Origin of the sequence: Micromonospora sp. WMMA1998, from assembly GCF_027497375.1 — a bacterium.
In the GTDB taxonomy this organism is placed as follows: Bacteria; Actinomycetota; Actinomycetes; order Mycobacteriales; family Micromonosporaceae; genus Micromonospora; species Micromonospora sediminicola.
The window spans coordinates 1,272,458-1,294,268 of record NZ_CP114911.1 but is presented as its reverse complement, the minus strand read 5'-3'; the positions used below and the strand labels follow the sequence as shown (position 1 = coordinate 1,294,268).

At 74.9% G+C, this 21,811-nt stretch carries 22 protein-coding genes and 1 pseudogene; 20 read left to right on the top strand and 3 right to left on the bottom strand.

Annotation, left to right across the window (positions count from 1 at the left end; all coding sequences use genetic code 11):
• Positions 1-31: 31 nt before the first annotated feature.
• Complete coding sequence (locus tag O7600_RS05525) at positions 32-874, bottom strand: BTAD domain-containing putative transcriptional regulator (RefSeq protein WP_091574130.1); 843 nt, start codon at positions 872-874, stop codon at positions 32-34.
• Between the two features lie 417 nt (positions 875-1,291).
• Here O7600_RS05525 and O7600_RS05520 point away from each other — a divergent pair, with 417 nt between their 5' ends.
• The 8 genes and pseudogenes from O7600_RS05520 (at position 1,292) to O7600_RS05485 (ending at position 9,225) form a co-directional block, all read left to right on the top strand.
• Positions 1,292-1,654, top strand: coding sequence for a TcmI family type II polyketide cyclase (locus O7600_RS05520; protein WP_281592600.1), 363 nt, complete (start codon positions 1,292-1,294; stop codon positions 1,652-1,654).
• Entirely contained in the window at positions 1,651-3,351 is a 1,701-nt protein-coding gene (locus O7600_RS05515) for an acetyl-CoA carboxylase carboxyltransferase subunit alpha (RefSeq protein ID WP_281592599.1), read from the top strand. Before O7600_RS05520 ends, O7600_RS05515 begins: the two co-directional genes overlap by 4 nt.
• Positions 3,351-3,824 (top strand): acetyl-CoA carboxylase biotin carboxyl carrier protein, encoded by a 474-nt coding sequence (gene accB / locus O7600_RS05510; protein ID WP_281592598.1) that lies wholly within the window; start codon positions 3,351-3,353, stop codon positions 3,822-3,824. The genes O7600_RS05515 and accB overlap by 1 nt, the downstream gene beginning before the upstream one ends.
• Positions 3,824-5,167 (top strand): annotated as a pseudogene (locus tag O7600_RS05505) (acetyl-CoA carboxylase biotin carboxylase subunit); the annotation flags it as partial. The gene accB and the pseudogene O7600_RS05505, both read left to right, overlap by 1 nt.
• 254 nt (positions 5,168-5,421) lie before the next feature.
• Positions 5,422-6,129, top strand: a complete 708-nt coding sequence (locus O7600_RS05500; RefSeq protein ID WP_281592597.1) for an SRPBCC family protein — start codon at positions 5,422-5,424, stop codon at positions 6,127-6,129.
• The gene (locus O7600_RS05495) at positions 6,126-6,536 is read left to right on the top strand and encodes a cupin domain-containing protein (RefSeq protein ID WP_091574136.1); all 411 of its coding nucleotides are present in this window, start codon (positions 6,126-6,128) and stop codon (positions 6,534-6,536) included. Before O7600_RS05500 ends, O7600_RS05495 begins: the two co-directional genes overlap by 4 nt.
• Complete coding sequence (locus O7600_RS05490; RefSeq protein ID WP_281592596.1) at positions 6,533-7,804, top strand: beta-ketoacyl-[acyl-carrier-protein] synthase family protein; 1,272 nt, start codon at positions 6,533-6,535, stop codon at positions 7,802-7,804. The genes O7600_RS05495 and O7600_RS05490 overlap by 4 nt, the downstream gene beginning before the upstream one ends.
• A 173-nt stretch (positions 7,805-7,977) precedes the next feature.
• Positions 7,978-9,225, top strand: a complete 1,248-nt coding sequence (locus tag O7600_RS05485; RefSeq protein ID WP_281592595.1) for a beta-ketoacyl synthase N-terminal-like domain-containing protein — start codon at positions 7,978-7,980, stop codon at positions 9,223-9,225.
• A gap of 27 nt (positions 9,226-9,252) precedes the next feature.
• On the opposite strand, the gene O7600_RS05480 is transcribed toward O7600_RS05485, so the two are convergent.
• Positions 9,253-9,693: a GNAT family N-acetyltransferase gene (locus O7600_RS05480; RefSeq protein ID WP_281592594.1), complete on the bottom strand. Its 441-nt coding sequence runs from the start codon at positions 9,691-9,693 to the stop codon at positions 9,253-9,255.
• A gap of 256 nt (positions 9,694-9,949) precedes the next feature.
• Between O7600_RS05480 and O7600_RS05475 the strand changes: the two genes are divergently transcribed.
• Positions 9,950-11,347, top strand: coding sequence for a class I adenylate-forming enzyme family protein (locus O7600_RS05475; RefSeq protein WP_281592593.1), 1,398 nt, complete (start codon positions 9,950-9,952; stop codon positions 11,345-11,347).
• Positions 11,348-11,355: 8 nt separating this feature from the next.
• Here the strand turns inward: O7600_RS05475 and O7600_RS05470 are convergent, their stop codons facing one another.
• A complete protein-coding gene (locus tag O7600_RS05470; RefSeq protein ID WP_281592592.1) occupies positions 11,356-11,961 on the bottom strand; it encodes a 4'-phosphopantetheinyl transferase superfamily protein in 606 nt (201 codons plus the stop codon).
• Between the two features lie 17 nt (positions 11,962-11,978).
• Between O7600_RS05470 and O7600_RS05465 the strand changes: the two genes are divergently transcribed.
• From O7600_RS05465 to O7600_RS05415, 11 genes are all read left to right on the top strand, one after another.
• Positions 11,979-12,242, top strand: coding sequence for a phosphopantetheine-binding protein (locus O7600_RS05465; protein ID WP_098744577.1), 264 nt, complete (start codon positions 11,979-11,981; stop codon positions 12,240-12,242).
• Positions 12,242-12,487 (top strand): hypothetical protein, encoded by a 246-nt coding sequence (locus O7600_RS05460; RefSeq protein ID WP_091574143.1) that lies wholly within the window; start codon positions 12,242-12,244, stop codon positions 12,485-12,487. The genes O7600_RS05465 and O7600_RS05460 overlap by 1 nt, the downstream gene beginning before the upstream one ends.
• Entirely contained in the window at positions 12,480-13,610 is a 1,131-nt protein-coding gene (locus tag O7600_RS05455; RefSeq protein ID WP_281592591.1) for a beta-ketoacyl synthase N-terminal-like domain-containing protein, read from the top strand. The genes O7600_RS05460 and O7600_RS05455 overlap by 8 nt, the downstream gene beginning before the upstream one ends.
• Entirely contained in the window at positions 13,607-14,113 is a 507-nt protein-coding gene (locus O7600_RS05450) for a beta-ketoacyl synthase chain length factor (RefSeq protein WP_281592590.1), read from the top strand. The genes O7600_RS05455 and O7600_RS05450 overlap by 4 nt, the downstream gene beginning before the upstream one ends.
• Positions 14,110-15,729 carry a class I adenylate-forming enzyme family protein gene (locus tag O7600_RS05445; protein ID WP_281592589.1) on the top strand — a complete coding sequence of 540 codons (1,620 nt, stop codon included), beginning with the start codon at positions 14,110-14,112 and terminating at the stop codon, positions 15,727-15,729. The genes O7600_RS05450 and O7600_RS05445 overlap by 4 nt, the downstream gene beginning before the upstream one ends.
• Positions 15,726-16,991: a beta-ketoacyl-[acyl-carrier-protein] synthase family protein gene (locus tag O7600_RS05440; protein ID WP_281592588.1), complete on the top strand. Its 1,266-nt coding sequence runs from the start codon at positions 15,726-15,728 to the stop codon at positions 16,989-16,991. The genes O7600_RS05445 and O7600_RS05440 overlap by 4 nt, the downstream gene beginning before the upstream one ends.
• 64 nt (positions 16,992-17,055) lie before the next feature.
• On the top strand, positions 17,056-18,156 hold the full coding sequence (hppD, locus tag O7600_RS05435; protein WP_281592587.1) for a 4-hydroxyphenylpyruvate dioxygenase: 1,101 nt from the start codon (positions 17,056-17,058) through the stop codon (positions 18,154-18,156).
• Positions 18,153-19,076, top strand: a complete 924-nt coding sequence (locus O7600_RS05430; protein WP_281592586.1) for a phytanoyl-CoA dioxygenase family protein — start codon at positions 18,153-18,155, stop codon at positions 19,074-19,076. Before hppD ends, O7600_RS05430 begins: the two co-directional genes overlap by 4 nt.
• Before the next feature lie 2 nt (positions 19,077-19,078).
• Positions 19,079-19,876, top strand: coding sequence for a DUF3050 domain-containing protein (locus tag O7600_RS05425; protein WP_281592585.1), 798 nt, complete (start codon positions 19,079-19,081; stop codon positions 19,874-19,876).
• Positions 19,873-20,844 carry a thiamine pyrophosphate-dependent dehydrogenase E1 component subunit alpha gene (locus O7600_RS05420; RefSeq protein WP_281592584.1) on the top strand — a complete coding sequence of 324 codons (972 nt, stop codon included), beginning with the start codon at positions 19,873-19,875 and terminating at the stop codon, positions 20,842-20,844. Before O7600_RS05425 ends, O7600_RS05420 begins: the two co-directional genes overlap by 4 nt.
• On the top strand, positions 20,844-21,809 hold the full coding sequence (locus O7600_RS05415) for a transketolase C-terminal domain-containing protein (RefSeq protein WP_281592583.1): 966 nt from the start codon (positions 20,844-20,846) through the stop codon (positions 21,807-21,809). The genes O7600_RS05420 and O7600_RS05415 overlap by 1 nt, the downstream gene beginning before the upstream one ends.
• The last annotated feature ends 2 nt before the right edge of the window (positions 21,810-21,811 follow it).

Genomic DNA, 21,811 nt, shown 5'->3' with positions numbered 1-21,811 from the left:
CCACCGTGCCGGCCGGGCTGTCACCTCGCCGTCACGGCGTACCCCTGGGTATTGATGGCGGTGGTGCGGCGCGTTGCGGGCGGGCGGGGCCGGCGGGCCGGCCGCGGTCGGCCCGCCGTTGCGGCGGTTCCGGCCGGCTGGCCCGGCGGATCGGGGCGAGGGTGTCGTCCAGCAGGGCCGTCATCGCCGGGGAGGGTTCCAGGCGCAGTTCGCGCAGGAGCAGGTCCCGGTAGACGTAGAAGGAGTGCACCGCCTCGAACGCGTTGCCCTCGGCCAGGTGGATGCGGACGACCAGGCGGTGCGGGGTCTCCCGCAGCGGCTCGGCCGCCATCGCCTCCAGCGCGGCCTCCAGGGCCTCGCCGTGGCGACCGGCGGCGAGGTGGTTGCCGGCCAGTTCCTCCAGCATGTGCAGGCGGAGCTGGCGCAGCCGTTCCCGTTCCAGCAGGACCCAGTCGTCGTACCAGCCGGGGAGCAGGTCGTGCCGGCCGGCGCCGGCGGCGCCCCGGGGGGTCGCGCCGTCGCGGACCCGGGCGGCGGCCACCACCAGCTCGTCCACGTCGAGGTGGACGGTGGGTCCGAGGCGTACGGTGTCGCCGTCGGTGCGCAGCGGGCAGCACGGGTCCTGGCGCAGCCGCCACAGGGCGGTCCGCAGGGAGGAGAGCGCCCGTTCCTCGGAGGTCTCGGGCCAGAGCAGCCCGGCGAGGTGGCTGCGGGTGGCGCCGGGGCGCAGCCCGATGAGGGCGATGACCCGTTGCAGGCCCCGGGGCACCACCACGGGCACGCCGTCGTGCAGCAGCTGGAAGCCGCCGAGCAGGTGCAGTGACACCCGGGGGGCGGGATCGCCCGCCGTCGGCATCCTCGAACCACCGGACACGGCGCACCCCCCTGCACCGGAACATTCGTCCCGACCGTCCTGTGTGTTGCCCGGCTCTGCTCGCCCGCGACCCCGGTGTCGGAACGTTCCGCCTCGGCCGGAGAGGTCCGTCGCGGCCGGGCTGACCGAGACGAAGAATATCAACGCCTGTTACTCTCAGTCAACGGCTCGCAACATCGATGACAGTCCGTAACGGACTCGTAAGTCGCCCGTGATCTGCGAAAAAGTGTCGCCAACGAGAAGTGGAACTCGATCTTCCCATAGGCCACGCACAGTTTGCGTCAACGCAGCGTCACCATGTTTCCGCTCTGCTCGTGCCCGGTTGACGCCCGGGTGACGCCCCCGGCGGCACCGTGAGCCATCCGTGCGGCGCGACCGGTTCGCCGCGCACCGGGACATACGCAGGGGAGGCCGCGAATGGACCGCTCGCTCATCGTCGCCAAGGTGGTGCCCACCGCCGAGGACCGGGTCGCCGAGATCTTCGCCGAGTCCGACGCGACCGAACTGCCCGGCCTGGTCGGCGTGCGGCACCGTTCCCTCTACCGGCTGCACGACCTCTACGTCCACCTGCTGGAGACGGAGTCGCCGGCGCAGGGCGCGGTCGAGGACGCGCGGGGGCATCCGGAGTTCGTCCGGATCAGCGAGCGGCTGCGGCCGTACATCTCGCCGTACCTGCCGACCTGGCGCTCGCCGCGCGACGCCATGGCGCGCTGCTTCTACCGCTACGACGCCCCGGGTCACCAGGCCCACCGGTACGACGCCGCCGGGCGGCGGCCGTGACCACCACCGCGCCCCGGGACGAGCAGCTCTGGTCGCGGTGCGACGGCTGCGCCTCGCTGCTCTACCGCAAGCGGCTGCGCCGCAACCTGGACGTGTGCCCGGAGTGCGGCGCGCACACCCGGCTGGACGCGCCGGACCGGGTGGCGCAGCTGGTCGACCCGGACTCGTTCACCCCGCTGCCGGACCGGGCGGTACGGGTGGACCCGATCGACTTCGTCGACGCGGTGCCGTACCCGCACCGGCTCGGCGCGGCGCGCGCGGGCACCGGCCTGGACGAGGCGGTGCTCTGCGGCACCGCCCGGCTGGGCGGGCACCCGGTGGCGCTGGCGGTGATGGACTTCCGGTTCCTCGGCGGCAGCCTCGGCTGCGCGGTCGGCGAGCTGATCACCCGCACCGCCGAGCGGGCGCTGGCTGACGGCTGCCCGCTGGTGCTGGTCACCGCGTCCGGCGGGGCGCGGATGCAGGAGGGCGCGCTGTCGCTGATGCAGATGGCCACGGTCAGCCAGGCCCTCGCGGGGCTGCGCGAGGCGGGACTGCTGACGGTCAGCGTGGTCACCGACCCCACGTACGGCGGGGTGGCCGCGTCGTTCGCCACCAACACCGACGTCGTGCTCGCCGAGAGCGGCGCCCGGTTGGGCTTCGCCGGCCCCCGGGTGATCCGCCAGGTCACTGGCGCCGCGTTGCCCGAGGGCTTCCAGACCGCCGAGTACCTGCTGCGCCACGGCCAGGTCGACCTGGTGGTGCCCCGGCACGCCTTGCGGGGACGCCTGACCGCGCTGCTCGCGGCCGCCGACGCCGGCCGGCGCCCCCCGGCGCCCCGGCCGGCGTCGGCACCGTCGCCGCGTCCGGCCGCCTCGGCGCCCCGCGACGCCTGGGAGACGGTACGCGTCGCCCGGCACCCCGGCCGGCCGACCACCCTCGACTACCTGGAGACCGCGTTCGACGGGTTCGTCGAGCTGCACGGCGACCGGCTCGGCGCGGACTGCCCGGCGATCGTCGGCGGCATCGCCCGCCTGGACGGGCGGTCGGTGATGGTGATCGGCCACCAGAAGGGACACACCACCGCCGAGCTGGTGGCGCGCAACTTCGGGATGGCCAGCCCGGCCGGGCACCGCAAGGCGTTGCGGCTGGCGCGCCTGGCGGCCCGGCTGCGGCTGCCCGTGGTGACGCTGGTGGACACGCCGGGCGCGGACCCGGGGGTGACCGCCGAGCAGCAGGGCCAGGCGGCGGCGATCGCGGAGAACATCCTCGCGCTGAGCGTCCTGCCCACCCCGGTGGTCGCGGTGGTCACCGGAGAGGGCGGCAGCGGCGGCGCGCTGGCGCTCGCGGTCGCCGACCGGGTGCTCATGCTGGAGCACGCCGTCTACTCGGTGATCAGCCCGGAGGGCTGCGCCGCGATCCTCTGGCCGGACAGCTCCGCCGCGCCGCAGGCCGCCCGGGCGCTGCGCCTCACCGGCGCCGACCTGTGCCGCCTCGGAGTGGTCGACGAGCTGGTGCCGGAGCCGTACCCGGCCGCGCACGGCGACCCGGTGGGCGCGGCCGAGCTGCTGGCCCGCGCGGTCGCGGCGAACCTCGCCCCGCTGCTCTCGGTGCCGCCGGCCACGCTGGTCCGCCGCCGCCGGCAGCGCTTCCGGCGCTTCGGCGCGGCCCGCTCCGCGGCCGTCCCGCCGAGCGGCGGCCGGGCGGAGGTGGCGTGATGGCCGACGCCGGCCCCGAGCAGGTGTTGGACGGGCTGCGCCGGCAGGCCCGCAAGCTGGTCGCCGACCTCGACGGGCCGGTGCGCCGGGTGCGGCTGCGCAGCGGCGAGGCGCTGCTGGAGGTCGAGTGGCACGATCCGGTGCCGCCGCCCAGGACGGGCGCCGACCCCGCCGCTGCGCCCGGGCAACCGGCCGCGCAGGCGGCGCCGACCACCGATCGGGCGACGGTACGGGCCCCCGTGGTCGGCACGTTCTACCGCGCCCCCGAGCCCGGGGCGATGCCGTTCGTCGCGGTCGGCGACCTGGTCCGGCCGGGCCAGGTGATCGGCATCGTCGAGGCCATGAAACTGATGAACGAGGTGACCGCCGGCCAGGCCGGACGGGTGGCCGAGGTGCTGGTGGAAGACGGCAAGCCCGTCGAGTACGACCAGCCGCTGATCGCCCTGGACCCGATCACCGGACGGGACGCCTGATGTTCGACAAGGTGCTGATCGCCAACCGCGGCGAGATCGCGTTGCGGGTGCTGCGCGCCTGCCGGGAGATGAGCGTACGGACGGTGGTGGTGCACTCCAGCGCCGACGCCGACTCGCTGCCGGTGCGACTGGCAGACGAGGCGGTACGGATCGGGCCGGCGGCCAGCCGGCGCAGCTATCTCAACGCCGCCGCGATCGTCGAGGCCGCCCGGCAGACCGGCGCGCAGGCCGTCCACCCCGGCTACGGCTTCCTCTCCGAGGACGCCGACTTCGCCGAGATCTGCGCCGAGAACGGGCTGGTCTTCATCGGCCCGCCGCCGCAGGTGATGGCCGCGCTGGCCGACAAGTCCACCGCCCGCGCGTTGATGAGCGGCGCCGGCCTGCCGCTGCCGCCGGGCAGCGTACGGACGCTGCCGACCGCCGCCGAGGCCCAGGAGGTGGCCGCCGAGGTCGGCTACCCGGTGATCGTCAAGGCCGCCGCCGGCGGGGGCGGACGGGGGATGACGGTGGTGCGCACGGCCGCCGAGCTGCCCCGCGCGTACGCCCGCACCCGCGCCGCCGCGCAGGTCGCGTTCGGCGACGACCGGGTGTACGTCGAGCGGTACCTCGCCGACGCCCGGCACGTGGAGGTGCAGGTGCTCTGCGACGCCCACGGCAACGGCGTGCACCTCGGCACCCGGGACTGCTCGGTGCAGCGCCGGCACCAGAAGCTCATCGAGGAGGCGCCCGCGCCCGCGCTGCGACCGGCCACCCTGGACACGCTCGCCGAGGTCGCCCTGCGCGGCGCGCTGTCGGTCGGCTTCACCGGCGCCGGCACGGTCGAGTTCCTGGTGGACGAGGCGGAACGGGCCCACTTCCTGGAGATCAACTGTCGGATCCAGGTGGAGCATCCGGTGACCGAGATGATCACCGGCGTCGACCTGGTCCAGGAACAGTTGCACGTGGCCGCCGGCACGCCGTTGCGCCTGCGACAGTCCGACGTGCGGCCGCACGGGGTGGCGATCGAGTGCCGGGTCAACGTGGAGGACCCGGACCACGACTTCGCGCCCGCACCCGGGCGGCTGGAGCGGTTCCGGCCGCCGGGCGGCCCGTTCACCCGGGTCGACACGCACGGCCACGTCGGCTACCTGGTCAGCCCGCACTACGACTCGCTGCTGGCCAAGGTGGCCGTCTGGGCGCCGAACCGGGACGCCGCGCTGGACCGGCTCGACCGGGCGCTGGCCGAGTTCGACGTGGCCGGGCCGGGGGTGCGCACCACCATCCCGTTCGCCCGACGGGTGCTGCGCGATCCCGCGTTCCGGGCCGCCCGGCACACCACCGGCCTGGTCGAACGCCTGCTCGCCCCGCCCGCTGACGCCGCCGCCGACGTCGTGCCCGCCGGGAGCGCCGACGAGGCCGCGCCCGTGGCGAGCGCCGACGCCGCCGGTGGCGTCGACAGCGCGCCGGCCGTCGGTCGGACCGACGGCGCCGTCCACGCCGACGCCGCCCTACCGAGGCTGCGCTCGGCGGTGCCCGACCCGCGCGCCGAGACCGACCCGGCCGGCCGTACCCCCGTTCCCGCCGCGCCCGCCGCCGGCCCGACCACCTGGAGGAACCGATGACCGTCGCCCCCGACCGCCCGCTCGCCAGCGAGATCACCGACATCCTGGTGACGCACTGCGGCCTGGACCCCGACGCCGCCGCCAGCACCCCGGCCGCGAGCCTGGAGGAGCTGGGCATGGACTCCCTGGCGCTGCTCGAACTCTCCGCGGTCGTGGCCGACCGGTGGCGGGTGAAGATCCCCGAACAGGCCGGCCAGCTCAGCATCGCCGGCGTCGCCGACCTGGTGGCCCGCAGGGCGGACCCGCCCGGGCACACCGAGAACGCGATCGACATCGACGCGCCGCTGCCGCAGGTCTGGGACATCACCAACGACGTGGCCCGGTGGACCGAGCTGTTCACCGAGTACGCGCTGGTGGAGATCCTGCACTCCGACGGCGACACGGTCCGCTTCCGGCTCACCATGCACCCCGACGCCAACGGCGTGGCGTGGAGCTGGGTCAGCGAGCGCACCGCCGACCCGGCGACCCGGCAGGTGCACGCCCGCCGCGTCGAGACCGGACCGTTCGAGTACATGCGCATCCACTGGCGGTACGAGGAGGTCGACGGCGGCACCCGGATGACCTGGGTGCAGGACTTCGCGATGAAGCCCACCGCGCCGCTCGACAACGCCGGCATGACCGCACGGATCAACACCAACAGCAAGGTCCAGCTCGCCGTGATCAAGGAGCGGATCGAGCGGGCGCACGCGGGAGGCGCGCGATGACCGACATCACCACCGCCCGGGTCTCCGTCCACGACGTGTCCGCCGACCGCCGTCGCGGCGGGGAGCTGCGGGTGCTGCTCGGCCCGAAGACCGTCGGCAGCACCTCCGGCTTCATGGGCGTGGCCGCGCTCGCGCCGGGGGAGCGGATCGCCGAGCACTACCACCCGTACAGCGAGGAGTTCCTCTACGTGGCGCGCGGCGCGATCACCGTCGACCTGGACGACGTCGAGGTGCCGCTGGCCGCCGGGGAGGCGCTCTACGTGCCGAAGTACGTGCGGCACCGGCTGCGCAACACCGGCGACGAGCCCGCCGAGGTGGTCTTCCACCTGGGGCCGCTCGCGCCCCGACCGGAACTCGGCCACGTCGACACCGAGAGCGCCGCCCCACCGCCGCGGGAGCCGTCGTGACCGGCCGGCGCACCGTGGTCACCGGCGTCGGCGTGGTCGCGCCCGGCGGCGCCACCCGGGACCGCTTCTGGAAGACCATCACCGAGGGGCGGACCGCCACCCGGCGGATCAGCTTCTTCGACCCGTCGCCGTTCCGCTCGCAGATCGCCGCCGAGTGCGACTTCGACCCGGACGCCGCCGGGATCACGCTGGCCGAACGGCAGCGCGCCGACCGGTACGTGCAGTTCGCGCTCGCCTGCTCCGCCGAGGCGCTCGCGGACAGCGGGCTGACGCTCACCGACGCCGGGCGGGAGCGGGCCGGCGTGGTGCTCGGCACCGCCGTCGGCGGCACCATGGCCCTGGAGCAGGAGTACGTCCGGGTCAGCGACTCCGGCCGGCACTGGCTGGTCGACCACGCCCTCGGCGGGCCGTACCTCTACCAGGCGCTGGTGCCCAGCAGCCTGGCCGCCGACGTGGCCTGCCGGCACGGGCTGCACGGCCCGGCCCAGGTGGTCTCCACCGGCTGCACCTCGGGCATCGACGCGATCGGGTACGCCCACCAGCTCGTCGCCGACGGCGAGGCCGACGTGGTGCTCGCCGGGGCCGCCGACTCGCCGATCTCCCCGGTCACCGTCGCCTCGTTCGACGCGATCGGCGCGACCAGCCCGGACAACGACGACCCGGAGCACGCGTCCCGGCCGTTCGACGCCGACCGGCACGGGTTCGTCCTCGCCGAGGGCGCGGCGGTGCTGGTGCTGGAGGAGGCCGAGCACGCCCGCCGCCGCGGCGCGCACGTCTACTGCGAGGTCGCCGGCTACGCCAGCCGCAGCAACGGTTTCCACATGACCGGACTGCGTCCGGACGGCGCCGAGATGGCGGTGGCCATCACCGACGCGCTGCGCCAGGCCCGGCTCGCCCCCTCGGCCGTGTCGTACGTCAGCGCGCACGGCTCCGGCACCCGGCAGAACGACCGGCACGAGACGGCCGCGTTCAAGCGGGCGCTCGGCCCGGCCGCGTACCGGGTGCCGATCAGCTCGATCAAGTCGATGGTCGGCCACTCGCTCGGCGCGATCGGCTCGATCGAGATGGCCGCCTGTGCGCTGGCCATCGAGTACGGCGTGGTTCCGCCGACCGCCAACTGGGCCACCCGCGACCCGGAGTGCGACCTGGACTACGTGCCGAACGAGGCCCGGGAGGTGCCGGTGGACGTGGCGTTGTCGGTGGGCAGCGGCTTCGGCGGCTTCCAGTCCGCGATGGTGTTCCGCCGGATGGCGGTGACGCCATCGTGAGCGCGAGGAGTGAGCCGGTGTTGCGAGCCCCGCAGTCGCGAACAAGGAAAGCACCGTGAGCGCGAGGAGTGAGCCGGTGTTGCGAGCCCCGCAGTCGCGAACAAGGAAAGCACCGTGAGCGCGAGGAGTGAGCCGGTGTTGCGAGCCCCGCAGTCGCGAACAAGGACGGCACCGTGACGGCGCGGGCGGTGGTGACCGGCATCGGCGTGGTCGCCCCCAGCGGTGTCGGCACGGACGCGCACTGGGCCACCGTGCTGGCCGGCACCCGGCGCACCGGCCCGATCACGCTGTTCGACCCGGCGCGCTACCCGACCCGGGTGGCCGGCGAGGTGGCCGACTTCGACCCGGCCGGGTTCACCGACCCCCGGCAGCGGGTGCAGACCGACCGCTGGACCCATCTCGGCTTCGCCGCCACCCGGCTGGCGCTGGCCGACGCCGGCCTGCCCGAGGTGTCACCCGACCCGTACGGCTGGGCGGTCACGCTGGCCAGTTCGTCCGGCGGGAACCTGTTCGGGCAGCGGGAGCTGCAACGGCTCTGGGGCGGCCCGACCCGCACCGTCGGGGCGTACCAGTCGATCGCCTGGTTCTACGCGGCCAGCGTCGGGCAGCTGTCGATCCGGCACCAGTTCAAGGGCCCGTCCGGGGTCACCGTGTCCGAGTCGGCCGGTGGGCTGGACAGCCTGGCGCACGCGGTCCGCACCATCCGCCGGGGCACGCCGGTGGTCGTCGCCGGGGCGACCGAGTGCCCGCTGAGCCCGTACGCGCTCGCCTGCCAACTGCGCTCCGGCCTGCTCAGCGACGTCGCCGACCCGGAGCGGGCGTACCGCCCGTTCGACACCGCGGCCAGCGGGTACGTGCCGGCCGAGGGCGGCGCGGTGTTCGTGGTGGAGGAGTTGGGGCACGCGCTCGGTCGGGGCGCGCGGATCTACGGGGAGATCACCGGCTGGGCGGCCACCCACGACGCCGCCCCCACCGACCCGGCGGCCGAACCCGACCCGACCCACTACGCCCGGGCGCTGCGCCTGGCCCTGGACCGGGCCGCGGTCCGTCCGCACGACGTGGACGTGATCTGGCCGGACGCGCTCGGTGTGCCGGCGTACGACCGGGCCGAGGCGAGCGCGCTGCGGGCCGTGTTCGGCGACCGGACCCCGCCGGTGACCACGCAGAAGCCGTTGACCGGCCGGGCCCACCAGGGCGGGTCGGCGCTGGACGCGGCCACCGCGCTGCTGGCGTTCCAGCGAGGCGTGCTGCCCGTCTCCGCCGGCCCGGACGACCCCGCCCCCGGGTGCGAGCTGACCTTCCTGCGCGAGCCCCGCCGGCCGCGCAGCCGGATCGCGCTGGTCGGCGCGCGCGGCTTCGACGGGTTCAACAGCGCGCTGGTGCTGCGCGGCGCCGCGCCCCCACCGACCGGGGAGGGCTGACCGGGCAGGTCGGCCCGGTGTGCCGGGTCACGACGGCCGCGCAGCCAGGTAGGCCGTCTTGGCGTCGCCGGAGAACCCGCAGGCCCGGTAGAAGGCGTGGGTCGCCGGCCGGCGTGACCCGGTCATGAGCATCGCCTTGTAACAACCGGCGTCCCAGGCGGCCTGGAGCGTGCCGGCCATGATCCGCTTGCCCAGACCGGTGCCGCGCCGAGACTCGTCGACGACGACGTTCTCGATGACCCCGTAGGGCGACGCCGATCGGCTGATGTTCGGGATCACGTTGAGGTACGTGGTGGCGACGACGGCCCCGTCCAGGTCGAGCACGAACAGGTGCAGCCCCGCGGTGGCCAGGATCCGCGCGAAGGCCCGCGCGTCGGAGCCGTCGGTCAGGTGCGGGTCGTCGGGGTTCAACTGCCGGTAGAGGCGGACGATCTGCGCGAAGTCGTCGGGCCGGGCCGCACGGAACATGCCCCGAGCGTAGCCATCGGCCGGACCGCTCCGCACTGCGCGGAGCACAGCGTCGGGCGGCCGGCGGGCTACCTTGCCGGCGTGCGTCCGATCCTGCCTGTCCGATCGATCCTGGGCAATCCACCAGGCGCTGTTTTGGATCTAGCCATTTGCATCTGGCGATGCCGAGAAGGGCCGCCGTAGGGTTCCGTCAGCACCCCGAAAGACGTACCCGGTGGGCGGATCCGTCCACATCGAGACTGGGCGGTGGCCGGTCGTGAGTGCACATCCCGTGGCGGACGATCCCGCGTCGACGACGGTGGACTGGGTGGACGACATCCTGTTCACCGGCCGCGACACCGACGTGTGTCTCCGCCTGCCGGAGGCGGTCGACAAGGGCACGCTGCGCCGCCTCGTCGGCGAGGCGCAGGCCCGCCTGACCGGGGCCGGGCTGCGCCCGGGCGGCGCCGCGGCGCTGCGCCTGCCGCCCTCCCTGGCGTACGTGGCGCACCTGCTGGCCACCTGGCGCGCCGGCGGCCAGGCCGTGCTGCTCGACCACCGGCTCACCGACCACGAGGTCGACCGGGCCCTGCGCCGGCTCACCCCGCAGGTGGTGGTCGCGCCGGTCCGCACCGGCGGCGGCGCGCTGCGCGTCTTCGTCGACGTCACCGCCGGCGTCACGTCCTACTCCGACCGTCCCGCCGGCAGCCCGCACGCGGTGATCCAGCTCAGCTCCGGCTCCACCGGCCCGTCCAAGGTGATCGGCCGCACCGCCGCCGACCTGGTCGCCGAGGTGCGCCGCTACACCCGGATCGACGGGGTTGCGCTGCCCGGCGAACGGATCGTCCTGCTGCCGTCCATGGTGCACGTGCTCGGCCTGGTCGGTGGCCTGCTCTACGGCCTGCACGCCGGGGTCGAGCTGTGCCCGCCGGAGCGGCTCGGCGGCGACGCGATCCTCGCCGCGGTCGCCGCCCAGGACACCCCGGCCACCGTGCTCGGCGTGCCGTTCCACATCGGACTGCTCGCCTCCACCGTGCCCACCGGCCCGCTGCCGCAGCTGCGGCGCATGACCACCGGCGGCGAACTGGTCCCGGCCGCGGTCGCCCGGGCCTTCACCGACCGCTACGGCGTCCCGCTGGGCAACATGTACGGGATGACCGAGGTCGGGGTCATCGGCACCGACCTGTACGGCGCGCACCGTCCCGCCGTCGCCCCCGCCCCCGGCATCGAGGTGCGGGAACTCGACGGCGAGCTGTGGGTCAGCTGCCCGGCGAACCCGTACGTGGGGCTCGCCGACCCGACCCGCTGGGCCGACGGCTGGCTGCACACCCGCGACGCCGGCGCGGTCGACCCCGGGACCGGGCTGGTCACCGTGCGGGGGCGGCTCGACTCGCAGGTGTCGGTCGGCGGCCTGAAGGTCGACCTCACCGAGGTGGAGGCCACCGTGGCCGGGCTACCCGGCGTCACCGCCGCCGTGGTGGTCTGGGACGACGGGATCAGCGCCTACGTGCAGACCGACGGCACACCCACCGAGGAGACGCTGGACATCCTGCTCGCCGAGCGGCTGGCCGGGTTCAAGCGGCCCCGCACGCTGCACCTGCTCGCACAACTGCCCCGCACCACCACCGGAAAGCTGGTCCGCGCGGTGCCGGCCCTGCGGGAGGCGGCCTCGTGACCGGCCCGCTAGGCGAGCACGACCCCGACCGGCCCGGCGGCGCCGAGCACCGCGACCGCGAGCACCAGATCGTCCCCACCGGCGGGATGACCGACGCGCGCGTCCGGACGCCCGGGGACCGGCCACAGCTCGCCGCCGCCGCGCGGCGCCGGCATCCGGCGGCGCAGCCCACCGTCGCGCAGCCCCCGACCGAGCGCCTTGCCGACCGCCTCCTTCGCCGTCCACAGGCGCAGGAAGTCCAACTCCCGCCCGGTTTCGTCGCGGGCCGCCAGCCAGTCCGCCTCGTCCGGGGAGTACCAGCGGCGGGCCAGGGACGTGGCGGGCAGCGGACGGCGCCGTTCCACGTCCACCCCGACCGGGCCGCCCGCCCGGGCGGCCACCACGACCACCCCGTCGACGTAACTGACGCTGACCGGCAGCGTCCGCCCGTCGTCGGCGCGCACCTCCGGGCGCCCGCCGGGCCCCCGGTCCACCCCGATCCCCGCCTCGGGCCGGCCGAGCAACGCGCCACCCGCGCGCCTGAGCAGCCGCCGCGTCAGCTCTCGCTGGTCGCCGGTGGCACGGCTGGTCCACACGTACACGGTGTCCCGACCGGGCACCGGTAGCTGGTTCACGGAAAGAGGTTAACCCCATGCGCGACGAGGTCCGCACCTTCGTCATCGAGCAGCTGGCCGACATGAACTACGACGTCGACGACCTCGACGACGACACCACCCTGGGCCCCTCCGGCGTCGACCTGGAGTCGCTGGCCCTGGCCGACCTCGCGGTCCGCGTGGAGGACCGCTACGGCCTGAAGTTCGCCGACGACGAGTCGGAGAAGCTGGCCCTGATGACGGTCGGTGAGTTCACCACCATGGTCGCCGACCGCGCGGCCGCCGACGGCGACGACTCCTGATGTCCGGTCGGCCCGACCTGGGGCGAGCTGACCTGGTGAGCATGCTCGCCGAACTGACCGCGAAACCCGTCGACCGGGTGCCCGACCGGATCGGCTCGATGGAGCTGGCCTGGCTGGTCCACCTCGTCGAGCAGCGCTACGACCGCCGGCTGGAGCTGAGCGACGACCAGCTCGCCGGCATCCGCACCGTCGACGACGCGTTGGCCGTGTTCCGCAGCTCGCTGACCGCTCCCGCAGATGGCTGAGCGGGCGACCGTACGGATCACCGGCACGCACGCGCTCAGCGCCCTCGGCAGGGGCGCCGACGCGCTGCTGTCCGGGGTGCTCGCCGGCACCCCGGCGTTCGGGCCGGTGCGCCGCTTCGACACCACCGGCCGCCGGGTCACCGTGGCGGCCACCCTGCCGGAGGTCGGCACGCTCGCCGCCGAACTCACCGACGCGATCGACGCCGCCGCCCGGTCCGCCGGGCTGGGCCGGGCCGACCGGGCCGGGTCCGCCCTGTTCCTGGCCACCCACGGCGGGCCGCACTCGCTGCCCGTACCCCGGGGGCGGGACGAGCCGACGGTGCCGGCGCTCGCCGGTCACCTGGCCGCCCGCTGCGGGCTCGGCGGGTCCACCCGGGTCTACACCACCGCCTGCGTCTCGGCCAGCACCGCGGTCGCCGACGCGGCCACGCTGATCCGCCGCGGTGACCTGGACCGGGTCGTGGTCGCGGCCGGCTACCTGGTCGAACCCGACCAGTACGCGCTCTTCGACGCCGGCCGGGCGCTCGCCGCCGACGGTGCGGTCCGGCCGTTCAGCGCCGGCCGCACGGGCCTGCTGCTGGGCGACGGCGTGGCCGCGGTGGTGCTGGAGTCGGCCGGCGCCGCCGCCCGGCGGGACGCCGAGTCGCTCGCGACGGTGGCCGGGTGGGGCCGGGCGGGGGACGCGTACCACCCGTGCCAGCCGCATCCGGACGGGACCGGGCTGGCCCGCGCGGTCGAGGCGGCGCTGCGCCGGGGCGGCCTGCCCCCGGATGCGGTCGGCTACGTCAACGCCAACGCCACCGGCACCCCGTTCAGCGACGCGTCCGAGGCGGCGGCGCTGACCCGGGTGTTCGGCGCGGACGCCGGACGGCTGCCGGTCAGCTCCACCAAGTCGGTGCACGGGCACGCGCTGGAGGCGTCCGGGCTGCTGGAACTGCTGGTCACCGTGCTGGCCCTGCGGCACGGCAAGCTGCCGGTCACCGCCGGCTGGCTCGGCGGCGACCCGCAGTGCCCGCTGGACGTCATCCGCGACGCACCCCGCCCCGCGCGTACCGCGCACGCCCTGACCCTCAACGCCGCCTTCGGCGGCGCCAACACGGCCCTCCTGGTGAGCACCTCATGACCGCGGTGCTCGCGGAGGCGCGGTGGCCCGAGGCGGGGGACGCGGGTGCCGGGCCGGCGGGGGTGCCGGGGTTCGTGCACTCGCCGTTCGCGCCGCTGGTGGTGGCGGTGGCCGAGCGGTGCCTCGCGCGGCGGTACGGGGACGGACCGCTGCCGCCGGGCAACCGGACGGCGGTGGTGCTGGTCAGCGCCGGCGGGGACTCCGCCGGCGCGGCGCACGTGCGCGCCACGGTGGCCGCCGGTGGGCGGGTCGGGCCGCTGTTCTTCTTCCAGTCGGTGCCGAACAGCGTGGCCGGGCACGTCGCGGCGCGCCGGGGACTGGACGGGCCGGTGGTGTGCCTGAGCCCCACGGGGGACCCACGGGCCGAAGGTGAGGCCGAGGCGGACCTGCTGCTGCACGACGGCGACGCCATGCAGGCGTTGCTGATCCTGATCGAACTGGCACCGGACGGCACGTCGGGCGAGGCGACCGCGGTGCTGCTGGGGGAGGAGACACGTCAATGAGGACGAAGGGACTGCGCGGCGCGCTCGCGGCCGACGCCGAGGTGGGCGCGGGCAACGTGCTCGCCCGGGTACTGGCCCACGGCGCCGACCCGGACGGCCCGGGGCTCACGTTCGACACCGAGATCGACGGCCACCCGGCCGAGACCCCGCTGACCCTGGGCCAGCTCGACCGGATGGTCGGCGCCCGGGCGGCCTGGCTGCACGAGCGCGGGGTGAAGCCACGCGACCCGGTGGCGGTCTGGGCCGGCACGGCGGCCGACATGGTGCTGTCGTTCCTTGCGCTGACCCGCCTCGGCGCGATCCCCGCGCTGATGAACGGCAGGCTGCGCCCGGAGATCGCCGCCGAGTACATCCGCCGGCTGCGGGCCGCCGGGGTGCTCGCCGACGCCGACCGGGCCACCGCGCTGGCCGGCCACGACCTGGGCGCACCGATGCTCGGCGAGCCGGCGTGGGCGGGCGCCGGCGACCCCGACGCCGCGCCCGCGCACTACCGTCACCACCCCGACGACCCGATCGTCATCACCCACACCTCCGGCACCACCGGCGTGCCGAAGGCGGTGCTGCACTCGCACGCCAGCCTCTTCGCCGCCACCCGGCACCTGCTGTCCATGCCGCAGGCGCAGGGCACCGGCCGGATCCTCAACGCGCTGCCCGCCCCGCACACCGCCACCGTGCTCATGGTCAACCAGGCGCTGGGCAACCGGGCGGAGATGTACCTGCTCTCCGAGCAGGGCGGCGAACGGGTGCTGGACGCGATCCAACGCTGGCGGCCCGACGGCGTCTTCGGGTTCTCCGTGACCTGGGCCGAGCTGGCCCGCTTCGACCTGTCCGGCTACGACCTGGACTCGGTGCGGCTGTGGTTCAACACCGGCGACTGCTCGCACGAGCCGCACGTGCGCCGGCTGGTCGCGGTCGGCTCCCGGGACGTGGTCACCCGCGACGGCGTCACCCGGGTGCCCGGCTCGGTCTTCATCGACGGGCTCGGCTCCAGCGAGATGGGGCACTCCATGTTCCACGTCACGCACACCATCGACACCAACCGGTACGGGCGCTGCGTCGGCCGGCCGTACCGGTTCACGAAGGTGGCCGTGCTCGACGCCGAGGGCGACGAACTGCCCGCCGGCCAGGTCGGCTGGCTGGGCATCGACTCGCCGTCGCTGTTCCGCGGCTACTGGAACGACTCGGTCACCACCTACCGGTTCCGGCTGCGCGGCTGGTACCTCACCGGCGACCTCGTGTACGCCGACGACGACGGCCGCTACTACCACCTGGACCGGGCGGTCGACTCGGTCGAGGTGGGCGACGGGAAACGGTTCTTCACCGCGCTGTCCGAGGAGCGGATCCTCGCCGCCTGCGCCGACGTCACCGACTGCACCGTGGTGATCGTCAAGGCGGACGACGGCACGGTCACCACCGACGTGCTGCTGGAACTGGCCGCCGGGGCCGACCCGGACGCGGACCGCACCGCGCGCATCCGCGCCGCGCTCGGCCCGGACGTGGCCGCCACGCTGCGCCGGGTGGTGCCGGTCCGCGCCGACGACATCCCGGTCACCGTCACCGGCAAGGTCCGCAAGGTGGCGCTGCGCGAGCGCTACCTGACCGAGGCCCCGTCGTGACCGCGCTCGTCACCGGCATGGGGCTGTTCACCCCGGCCGGGCGGGGCGTCGAGGAGACGTTCGACGCGCTCCTGTCCGGCCGCTCCGGGCTGCGCCGCCCACCCGAGGGGCACCCGGCGCGGGACAGCCTGGAGGTCGCCGGGGTGCTGCCGGAGATCGACCCGCGCACCGTCGCGTCCGGGCCGGAGACCAGGGTGCTCGACCGGATCGTGCTGCTCGCCCTGCTCACCGCCGCCGAGGCGCTCGCCGACGCCGGCATCGAGGTGGGGCGCGACGTCGACCCGGACCGGATCGGGGTGATCATCGGCGGCGTCGGCGGGATGTCCACCCTGGAGAGCCAGGTGCTGGCCCGGGCCGCGCGCGGCCGGGCGGCGGTCAGCCCGTACCTGCTCACCGGGATCCTGCCGAACATGCCCTCGGCCCGCGTCGCGATCGCGCACGGCATCCGCGGCTACAGCTCGGCGGTGGGCACGGCCTGCGCCTCCGGCGCCCAGGCCGTCGCCGACGGGGTACGCCTCATCCGCGCCGGCGAGGCCGACGTGGTGGTGTGCGGGGCGAGCGAGGCGCCGCTGTTCGGCACGTTCGCCGACACGTTCGGCAACGCCCGGGCGCTGGCCCGGGGCTGGGACGACCCCACCGAGGCGAGCCGGCCGTTCGACAAGCGACGCAACGGGTTCGTGCTGGCCGAGGGCGCGGCGCTGCTGGTGCTGGAACGGGCCGGGCACGCCGCCGCCCGGGGCGCGACCGGCTACGCCGAGGTCGCCGGTTACGGGGTGAACACCGACGCCTACCACCCGACCGCGCCCCGGCCCGACGGCGCGGGCGCGGCGGCGTGCATGCGCCGGGCGCTGGCCGGCGCCGGTGTCGGGCCGGACGACATCGGCTACGTCAACGCCCACGGCACCGGCACGAAACGCGGTGACGTCGCCGAGACCACCGCGCTGGCCGAGGTGTTCGGCGTCGGCGCGGTGCCGGTCAGCTCCACCAAGGCGCTCACCGGGCACCTGCTCGGCGCCTCCGGGGTGCTGGAGGCCGCGGTCACCGCGCTGGCGCTCGGGCGCGGCCTGCTGCCGCCCACCTACCACCTGGACGACCCGGACCCGGAGTGCGAGGCGGACCACGTCCGCGCCGCGCCCCGGCCCACCCGGACCGACCACGCGCTGACGAACTCGTTCGGGTTCGGCGGCCAGAACGTCAGCCTGCTGCTGCGCCGGCTCCCGGAGCCGGCCCGCCGGGCCGCCACCCCGGTCGCCGCCGGCTGACCGTACTCCATCCCGGGCGTCCGCCCGGGTCGTGATCACGGGGGGAACAGGGGGAAACCCGTCCATGCACATCAACGGCATCGACCATCTCGAACTGTACGTGGGGGACGCCCGGCAGGCGGCCTTCTACTTCGACACCGCGGTCGGGTTCCGGCTGCGCGGCCAGGGCGGACCGGAGACCGGGCTGGCCGGGCAGCGTTCGCTGCTGCTGGCCCAGGCCGGCATCCGGCTGCTGCTGACCACCGGCCTGTCCGCCGAGCACCCGGCCGCCACCTACGTGCACCGGCACGGCGACGGCATCGCGGTGGTCGCGCTGGCCGTCGACGACGCCGCCGGGGCGTACGCGGAGCTGGTGGCCCGGGGTGCGACCGGGGTGACACCGCCGCGGACCTTCACCGACGGAGACGCCGAGGTGGTGCTCGCCGAGGTCGGCGGCTTCGGCGACGTGCTGCACCGGCTCGTCGAGCGGCGCGGCGACCGCGACGTGTTCCTGCCCGGCGCGATCGAGCCGGTGGCCGCCCCGGACGGCGACGCGCTGCTGGCCGAGGTCGACCACCTGGCGGTCTGCGTGCCACCCGGGCAGCTCGACGAGACGGTCGCGCACTACGAGAAGGTGTTCGGCTTCGCCGAGATCTTCACCGAACACATCGAGGTCGCCGGCCAGGCGATGAACTCCAAGGTGGTGCAGAGCCCGTCCGGGCAGGTCACCTTCGTGCTGCTGGAGCCGGACACGGGCGCCCGGGCCGGGCAGATCGAGGACTTCCTGCGCTGGCACGCCGGCGCCGGGGTGCAGCACCTGGGGCTGCGCACCGACGACATCGTCACCGCGGTCGGCGCGCTCGCCGGCCGGGGGGTGCGGTTCGCCCGCACGCCCGGCGCCTACTACGACCACCTGGAACAACGGGTCGGTCGGCTGGACGCGCCGGTGGACCGGCTGCGGGAGCTGAGCATCCTGGTCGACTCCGACCACGACGGGCAGCTCCTGCAGATCTTCACCGAGTCGATGCACGTGCGCCGCACCCTCTTCCTCGAACTCATCGAGCGGCGCGGGGCGCGCACCTTCGGCAGCGGCAACATCAAGGCGCTCTACGAGGCCAAGGAACGCGAGCTGACCGCGGCGGGGGCGATCCCCGCCGCCGCGGCCGGAGGGGTTGGTACCGCATGACCACCATCGATCCCGGGCTGACCGCCGAGGAGGAGGCGCTGCTGCCCTCCGACGACGACGTCCGGCACTACGCCGAGCACGGCTGGTACCTGTCGAAGAAGCTGCTCACCGACGACGAGGTGGACGAGCTCGTCGCCGCCACCGACCGCTACTACGCCGGGGAGCGCGACCGGCGGCTGCCGGCGCGCCCACCTAAGCTCGCCTACTGGGAGCCGGCCAAAGGCGACGTGCAGCGGCACAACGACTACGTGCACCACGAGCACGACGGCATCGCCCGGATCCTGCGCAAGCCGCTGATCGGGGCGGTCGCCGCCCGGCTGGCCCGGGCCGCCGAGATCCGGATCTTCCAGTCCACGCTGATCTGGAAGCCGCCGATCGCCGGCGAGCCGTCGAACATCGTGCCCTGGCACTTCGACAAGCACTATTGGGCGTCCTCGTCGTCCGAGCACATGCTCACCGCGTTCATCCCGTTCCACGACTGCGGCGAGGAGATGGGCACCATCACCATGGTCGACGGCTCGCACCGCTGGCGGGAGATCGGCGCCGACGACACCGTGGTCCGGCACTTCGCCGACCGCGACCGCGACCAGCTCGAAACGATGCTCGCTGAGAACGCGGCCCACAACGGCGCCGAGATCCGCAAGATCCCGATGGTGATCCCCAAGGGGCACATGAGCTTCCACCACTGCCGCATCTATCACGGCAGCGGCGCGAACGTCAGCGGACGCCCCCGGCGGGCGATCTCGCTGCACCTGCAGGACGGCGACAACGCCTGGCGGGAGTATCCGCTCTCCGACGGCACGCTCGCCGCGTACAACCACGACGTGCTGGTCCGCCGCACCCACGAGGGGCGGCCGGACTACGCGGACCCCGATTACTGCCCGGTCATCTGGCGCGACCGCGCCCAGCAGGGAGGCTGACAATGTCACGGTACGACTGGGGGAAGACGCACCCGGGCATCGAGCGGCTGGAGCGGGCGGTGACCGAGCGCCGCGACGTGGTGGTCAAGCACCCGCTCTACGCCAACCTGGACACCCACGACGCGCTCGTCACGTTCATGGAGCACCACGTCTTCGCGGTCTGGGACTTCATGTCCCTGCTGAAGTCGTTGCAGCGCCAGCTCACCTGCGTCACCGTGCCGTGGATCCCCACCGGCCCGACCGGCAGCCGCCGCCTGATCAACGACATCGTCATGGTCGAGGAGAGCGACGAGCTGGGCGAGGGCTACATCAGCCACTTCGAGCTGTACGTCCGGGGCATGACCGAGGCCGGTGCGGACACCACGGCGGTGGAGAAGCTGGTCGACCTGCTGCGGGCCGGCCGGCCGGTGACCGAGGCGCTCGGCGCGGCCGGCGTGCCCGCGCCCTCGGCGGCGTTCGCCGGCACCACCTGGCGGATCATCGAGACCACCCCGGTGCACTGCCAGGCGGCCGCGTTCGCGTTCGGCCGGGAGGACCTCATCCCGGAGATGTTCACCCAGGTCGTCGCCGTCAACGAGCGCAGCAACCGGCTGAACACGTTCGTCGACTACCTGGAGCGGCACATCGAGGTCGACGGCGAACAGCACACCCCGATGGCCATGCAGATGCTCGCCGACCTGTGCGGCGACGACGACACGAAGTGGCAGGAGTGCGCGGACACGGTGAACGCCGCGCTGGCCGCCCGCGCCCGGCTCTGGGACGACATCCTCGCCGCGATCAAGGAGGGCCGTCCGGCGTGACCGACTCCGACCCGGTCCGGCTCTACCGGACGGTCCGGCTGATCCGCCGCTTCGAGGAGCGGGCGATCGAGCTGGTCGACTCCGGGGAGATCGTCGGCGGCATCCACCCGTACCTGGGTCAGGAGGGGGTGGCCGCCGGGGTCTGCGCGGCGCTGGCCGCCGACGACCTGGTCACCGGCACCCACCGCGGGCACGGGCACGTGCTGGCCAAGGGCGCCGACCCGGCCCGGATGCTGGCCGAGCTGTGCGGCCGGGTCACCGGGCTCAACCGGGGCCGGGGCGGGTCGATGCACGCCGCGGACTTCGGCGTCGGGGTGCTCGGCGCCAACGCCATCGTCGGTGCCGCCGGCGCGATCCTCACCGGCGCGGTGTGGGAGCGCCGGCGGCGCGGCGCCGACGTGGTCGGCGTGACGTTCTTCGGCGACGGCGCGGTCAACGAGGGGATGCTGCTGGAGGCGTTCAACCTGGCCGCGCTCTGGCGGGTACCGGTGCTGTTCGTCTGCGAGAACAACGGCTGGGCCACCACCATGCCGGTCGCCGGGGCGGTCGCCGGCACGATCGCCGGGCGGGCCGCCGCGTTCGGCATGCCGGCGGCCGCCGTCGACGGCCAGGACCCGGAGGCGGTACGCGAGGTCACCGCCGCCGCCGTCGCGCGGATGCGCGCCGGCGGCGGCCCCGAGCTGGTCGAGGCGCACACCCACCGGTTCGACGCCCACCACACCTTCGAACACCGGGTACGCCTCGACTACCGCCCGCCCGAGGAGGTGGCGGCCGGGCGCTCCCGGGACCCGGTCGACATCCAGGGCGCCCGGCTGCCCCCGGCGGTACGCGCCGAGGTGAACGCCGCCGTCGAGGCGGTCCTCGACGCGGCCGTCGACTTCGCGCTGGCCGGGCCGCACCCTGACCCGGCGACCGCCCTGGACCACCTGTACGCCAGCGGGCTGACCGCCCGGACCGGAGGTGGCTGATGCCCCGGCTCTCCTACCGCAGGGCGCTCACCCGGGCGCTCGCCGACGAGATGACCCGCGACGAGTCGGTGGTCGTGCTCGGCGAGGACATCCGGGTGGCCGCCGCCAACGTCACCACCGGCCTGCTGAAGAGGTTCGGCCCGGACCGGGTCCGCGACACCCCGCTGTCCGAGCAGGCGTTCACCAGCTTCGCCACCGGCGCGGCGCTGGCCGGGGCCCGCCCGGTGGTGGAGTTCCAGATCCCGTCGCTGCTGTTCCTGGTCTTCGAGCAGATCGTCAACCACGCGCACAAGTTTCCGCTGATGACCGGCGGCCAGTGCGCGGTTCCGGTCACCTACCTGGTGCCCGGCTCCGGCTCCCGCACCGGCTGGGCCGGGCAGCACTCCGACCACCCGTACGCGTTGTTCGCGCACGTCGGGGTGACCACCGTGGTGCCGGCCACCCCGGCCGACGCGTACGGGCTGCTGGTCTCCGCGATCCGATGCGACGACCCGGTGGTGGTCTTCGCCCCGGCCGGCGCGCTCGACCTGCGGGCGGACGTCACCGACCTCGCGCCGGTGCCGCTGGGCCGGGGCGTGGTCCGGCGGCCGGGCGACGACGTCACAGTGGTCGCCGTCGGGCACCTGGTGCACGACGCGCTCGCGGTCGCCGACGAGCTGGCCGACCAGGCGTCGGTGGAGGTCTTCGACCCCCGCACGCTGTACCCGTTCGACTGGGACGGGCTGGTCGACTCGGTGACCCGTACCGGGCGTCTTGTCGTCGTCGACGACGGCAACCGGTCCTGCGGCATCGCCGGGGAGATCATCGCGACCGTGGTCGAGCGGGTCCGGCTGGCCACGCCACCCCGCCGCGTCACCCGGCCCGACGGCGCCGTGCTGCCGTTCGCGCCGGCCCTGGACCGGGCCGTGCAGCCCGGCCGGGACCAGCTCGCCGCCGCCATCCAACTGACCCTCAAGGACGGATGAAC

Excerpts from the sequence above, each read along its gene's own strand:
- O7600_RS05520 (WP_281592600.1), top strand. The coding sequence starts at position 1,292 with ATGGACCGCTCGCTCATCGTCGCCAAGGTGGTGCCCACCGCCGAGGAC.
- accB (WP_281592598.1), top strand. The coding sequence starts at position 3,351 with ATGGCCGACGCCGGCCCCGAGCAGGTGTTGGACGGGCTGCGCCGGCAG.
- O7600_RS05500 (WP_281592597.1), top strand. The coding sequence starts at position 5,422 with ATGACCGTCGCCCCCGACCGCCCGCTCGCCAGCGAGATCACCGACATC.
- O7600_RS05495 (WP_091574136.1), top strand. The coding sequence starts at position 6,126 with ATGACCGACATCACCACCGCCCGGGTCTCCGTCCACGACGTGTCCGCC.
- O7600_RS05480 (WP_281592594.1), bottom strand. The coding sequence starts at position 9,693 with ATGTTCCGTGCGGCCCGGCCCGACGACTTCGCGCAGATCGTCCGCCTC.
- O7600_RS05465 (WP_098744577.1), top strand. The coding sequence starts at position 11,979 with ATGCGCGACGAGGTCCGCACCTTCGTCATCGAGCAGCTGGCCGACATG.
- O7600_RS05460 (WP_091574143.1), top strand. The coding sequence starts at position 12,242 with ATGTCCGGTCGGCCCGACCTGGGGCGAGCTGACCTGGTGAGCATGCTC.
- O7600_RS05455 (WP_281592591.1), top strand. The coding sequence starts at position 12,480 with ATGGCTGAGCGGGCGACCGTACGGATCACCGGCACGCACGCGCTCAGC.
- O7600_RS05450 (WP_281592590.1), top strand. The coding sequence starts at position 13,607 with ATGACCGCGGTGCTCGCGGAGGCGCGGTGGCCCGAGGCGGGGGACGCG.
- O7600_RS05445 (WP_281592589.1), top strand. The coding sequence starts at position 14,110 with ATGAGGACGAAGGGACTGCGCGGCGCGCTCGCGGCCGACGCCGAGGTG.
- hppD (WP_281592587.1), top strand. The coding sequence starts at position 17,056 with ATGCACATCAACGGCATCGACCATCTCGAACTGTACGTGGGGGACGCC.
- O7600_RS05430 (WP_281592586.1), top strand. The coding sequence starts at position 18,153 with ATGACCACCATCGATCCCGGGCTGACCGCCGAGGAGGAGGCGCTGCTG.
- O7600_RS05425 (WP_281592585.1), top strand. The coding sequence starts at position 19,079 with ATGTCACGGTACGACTGGGGGAAGACGCACCCGGGCATCGAGCGGCTG.
- O7600_RS05415 (WP_281592583.1), top strand. The coding sequence starts at position 20,844 with ATGCCCCGGCTCTCCTACCGCAGGGCGCTCACCCGGGCGCTCGCCGAC.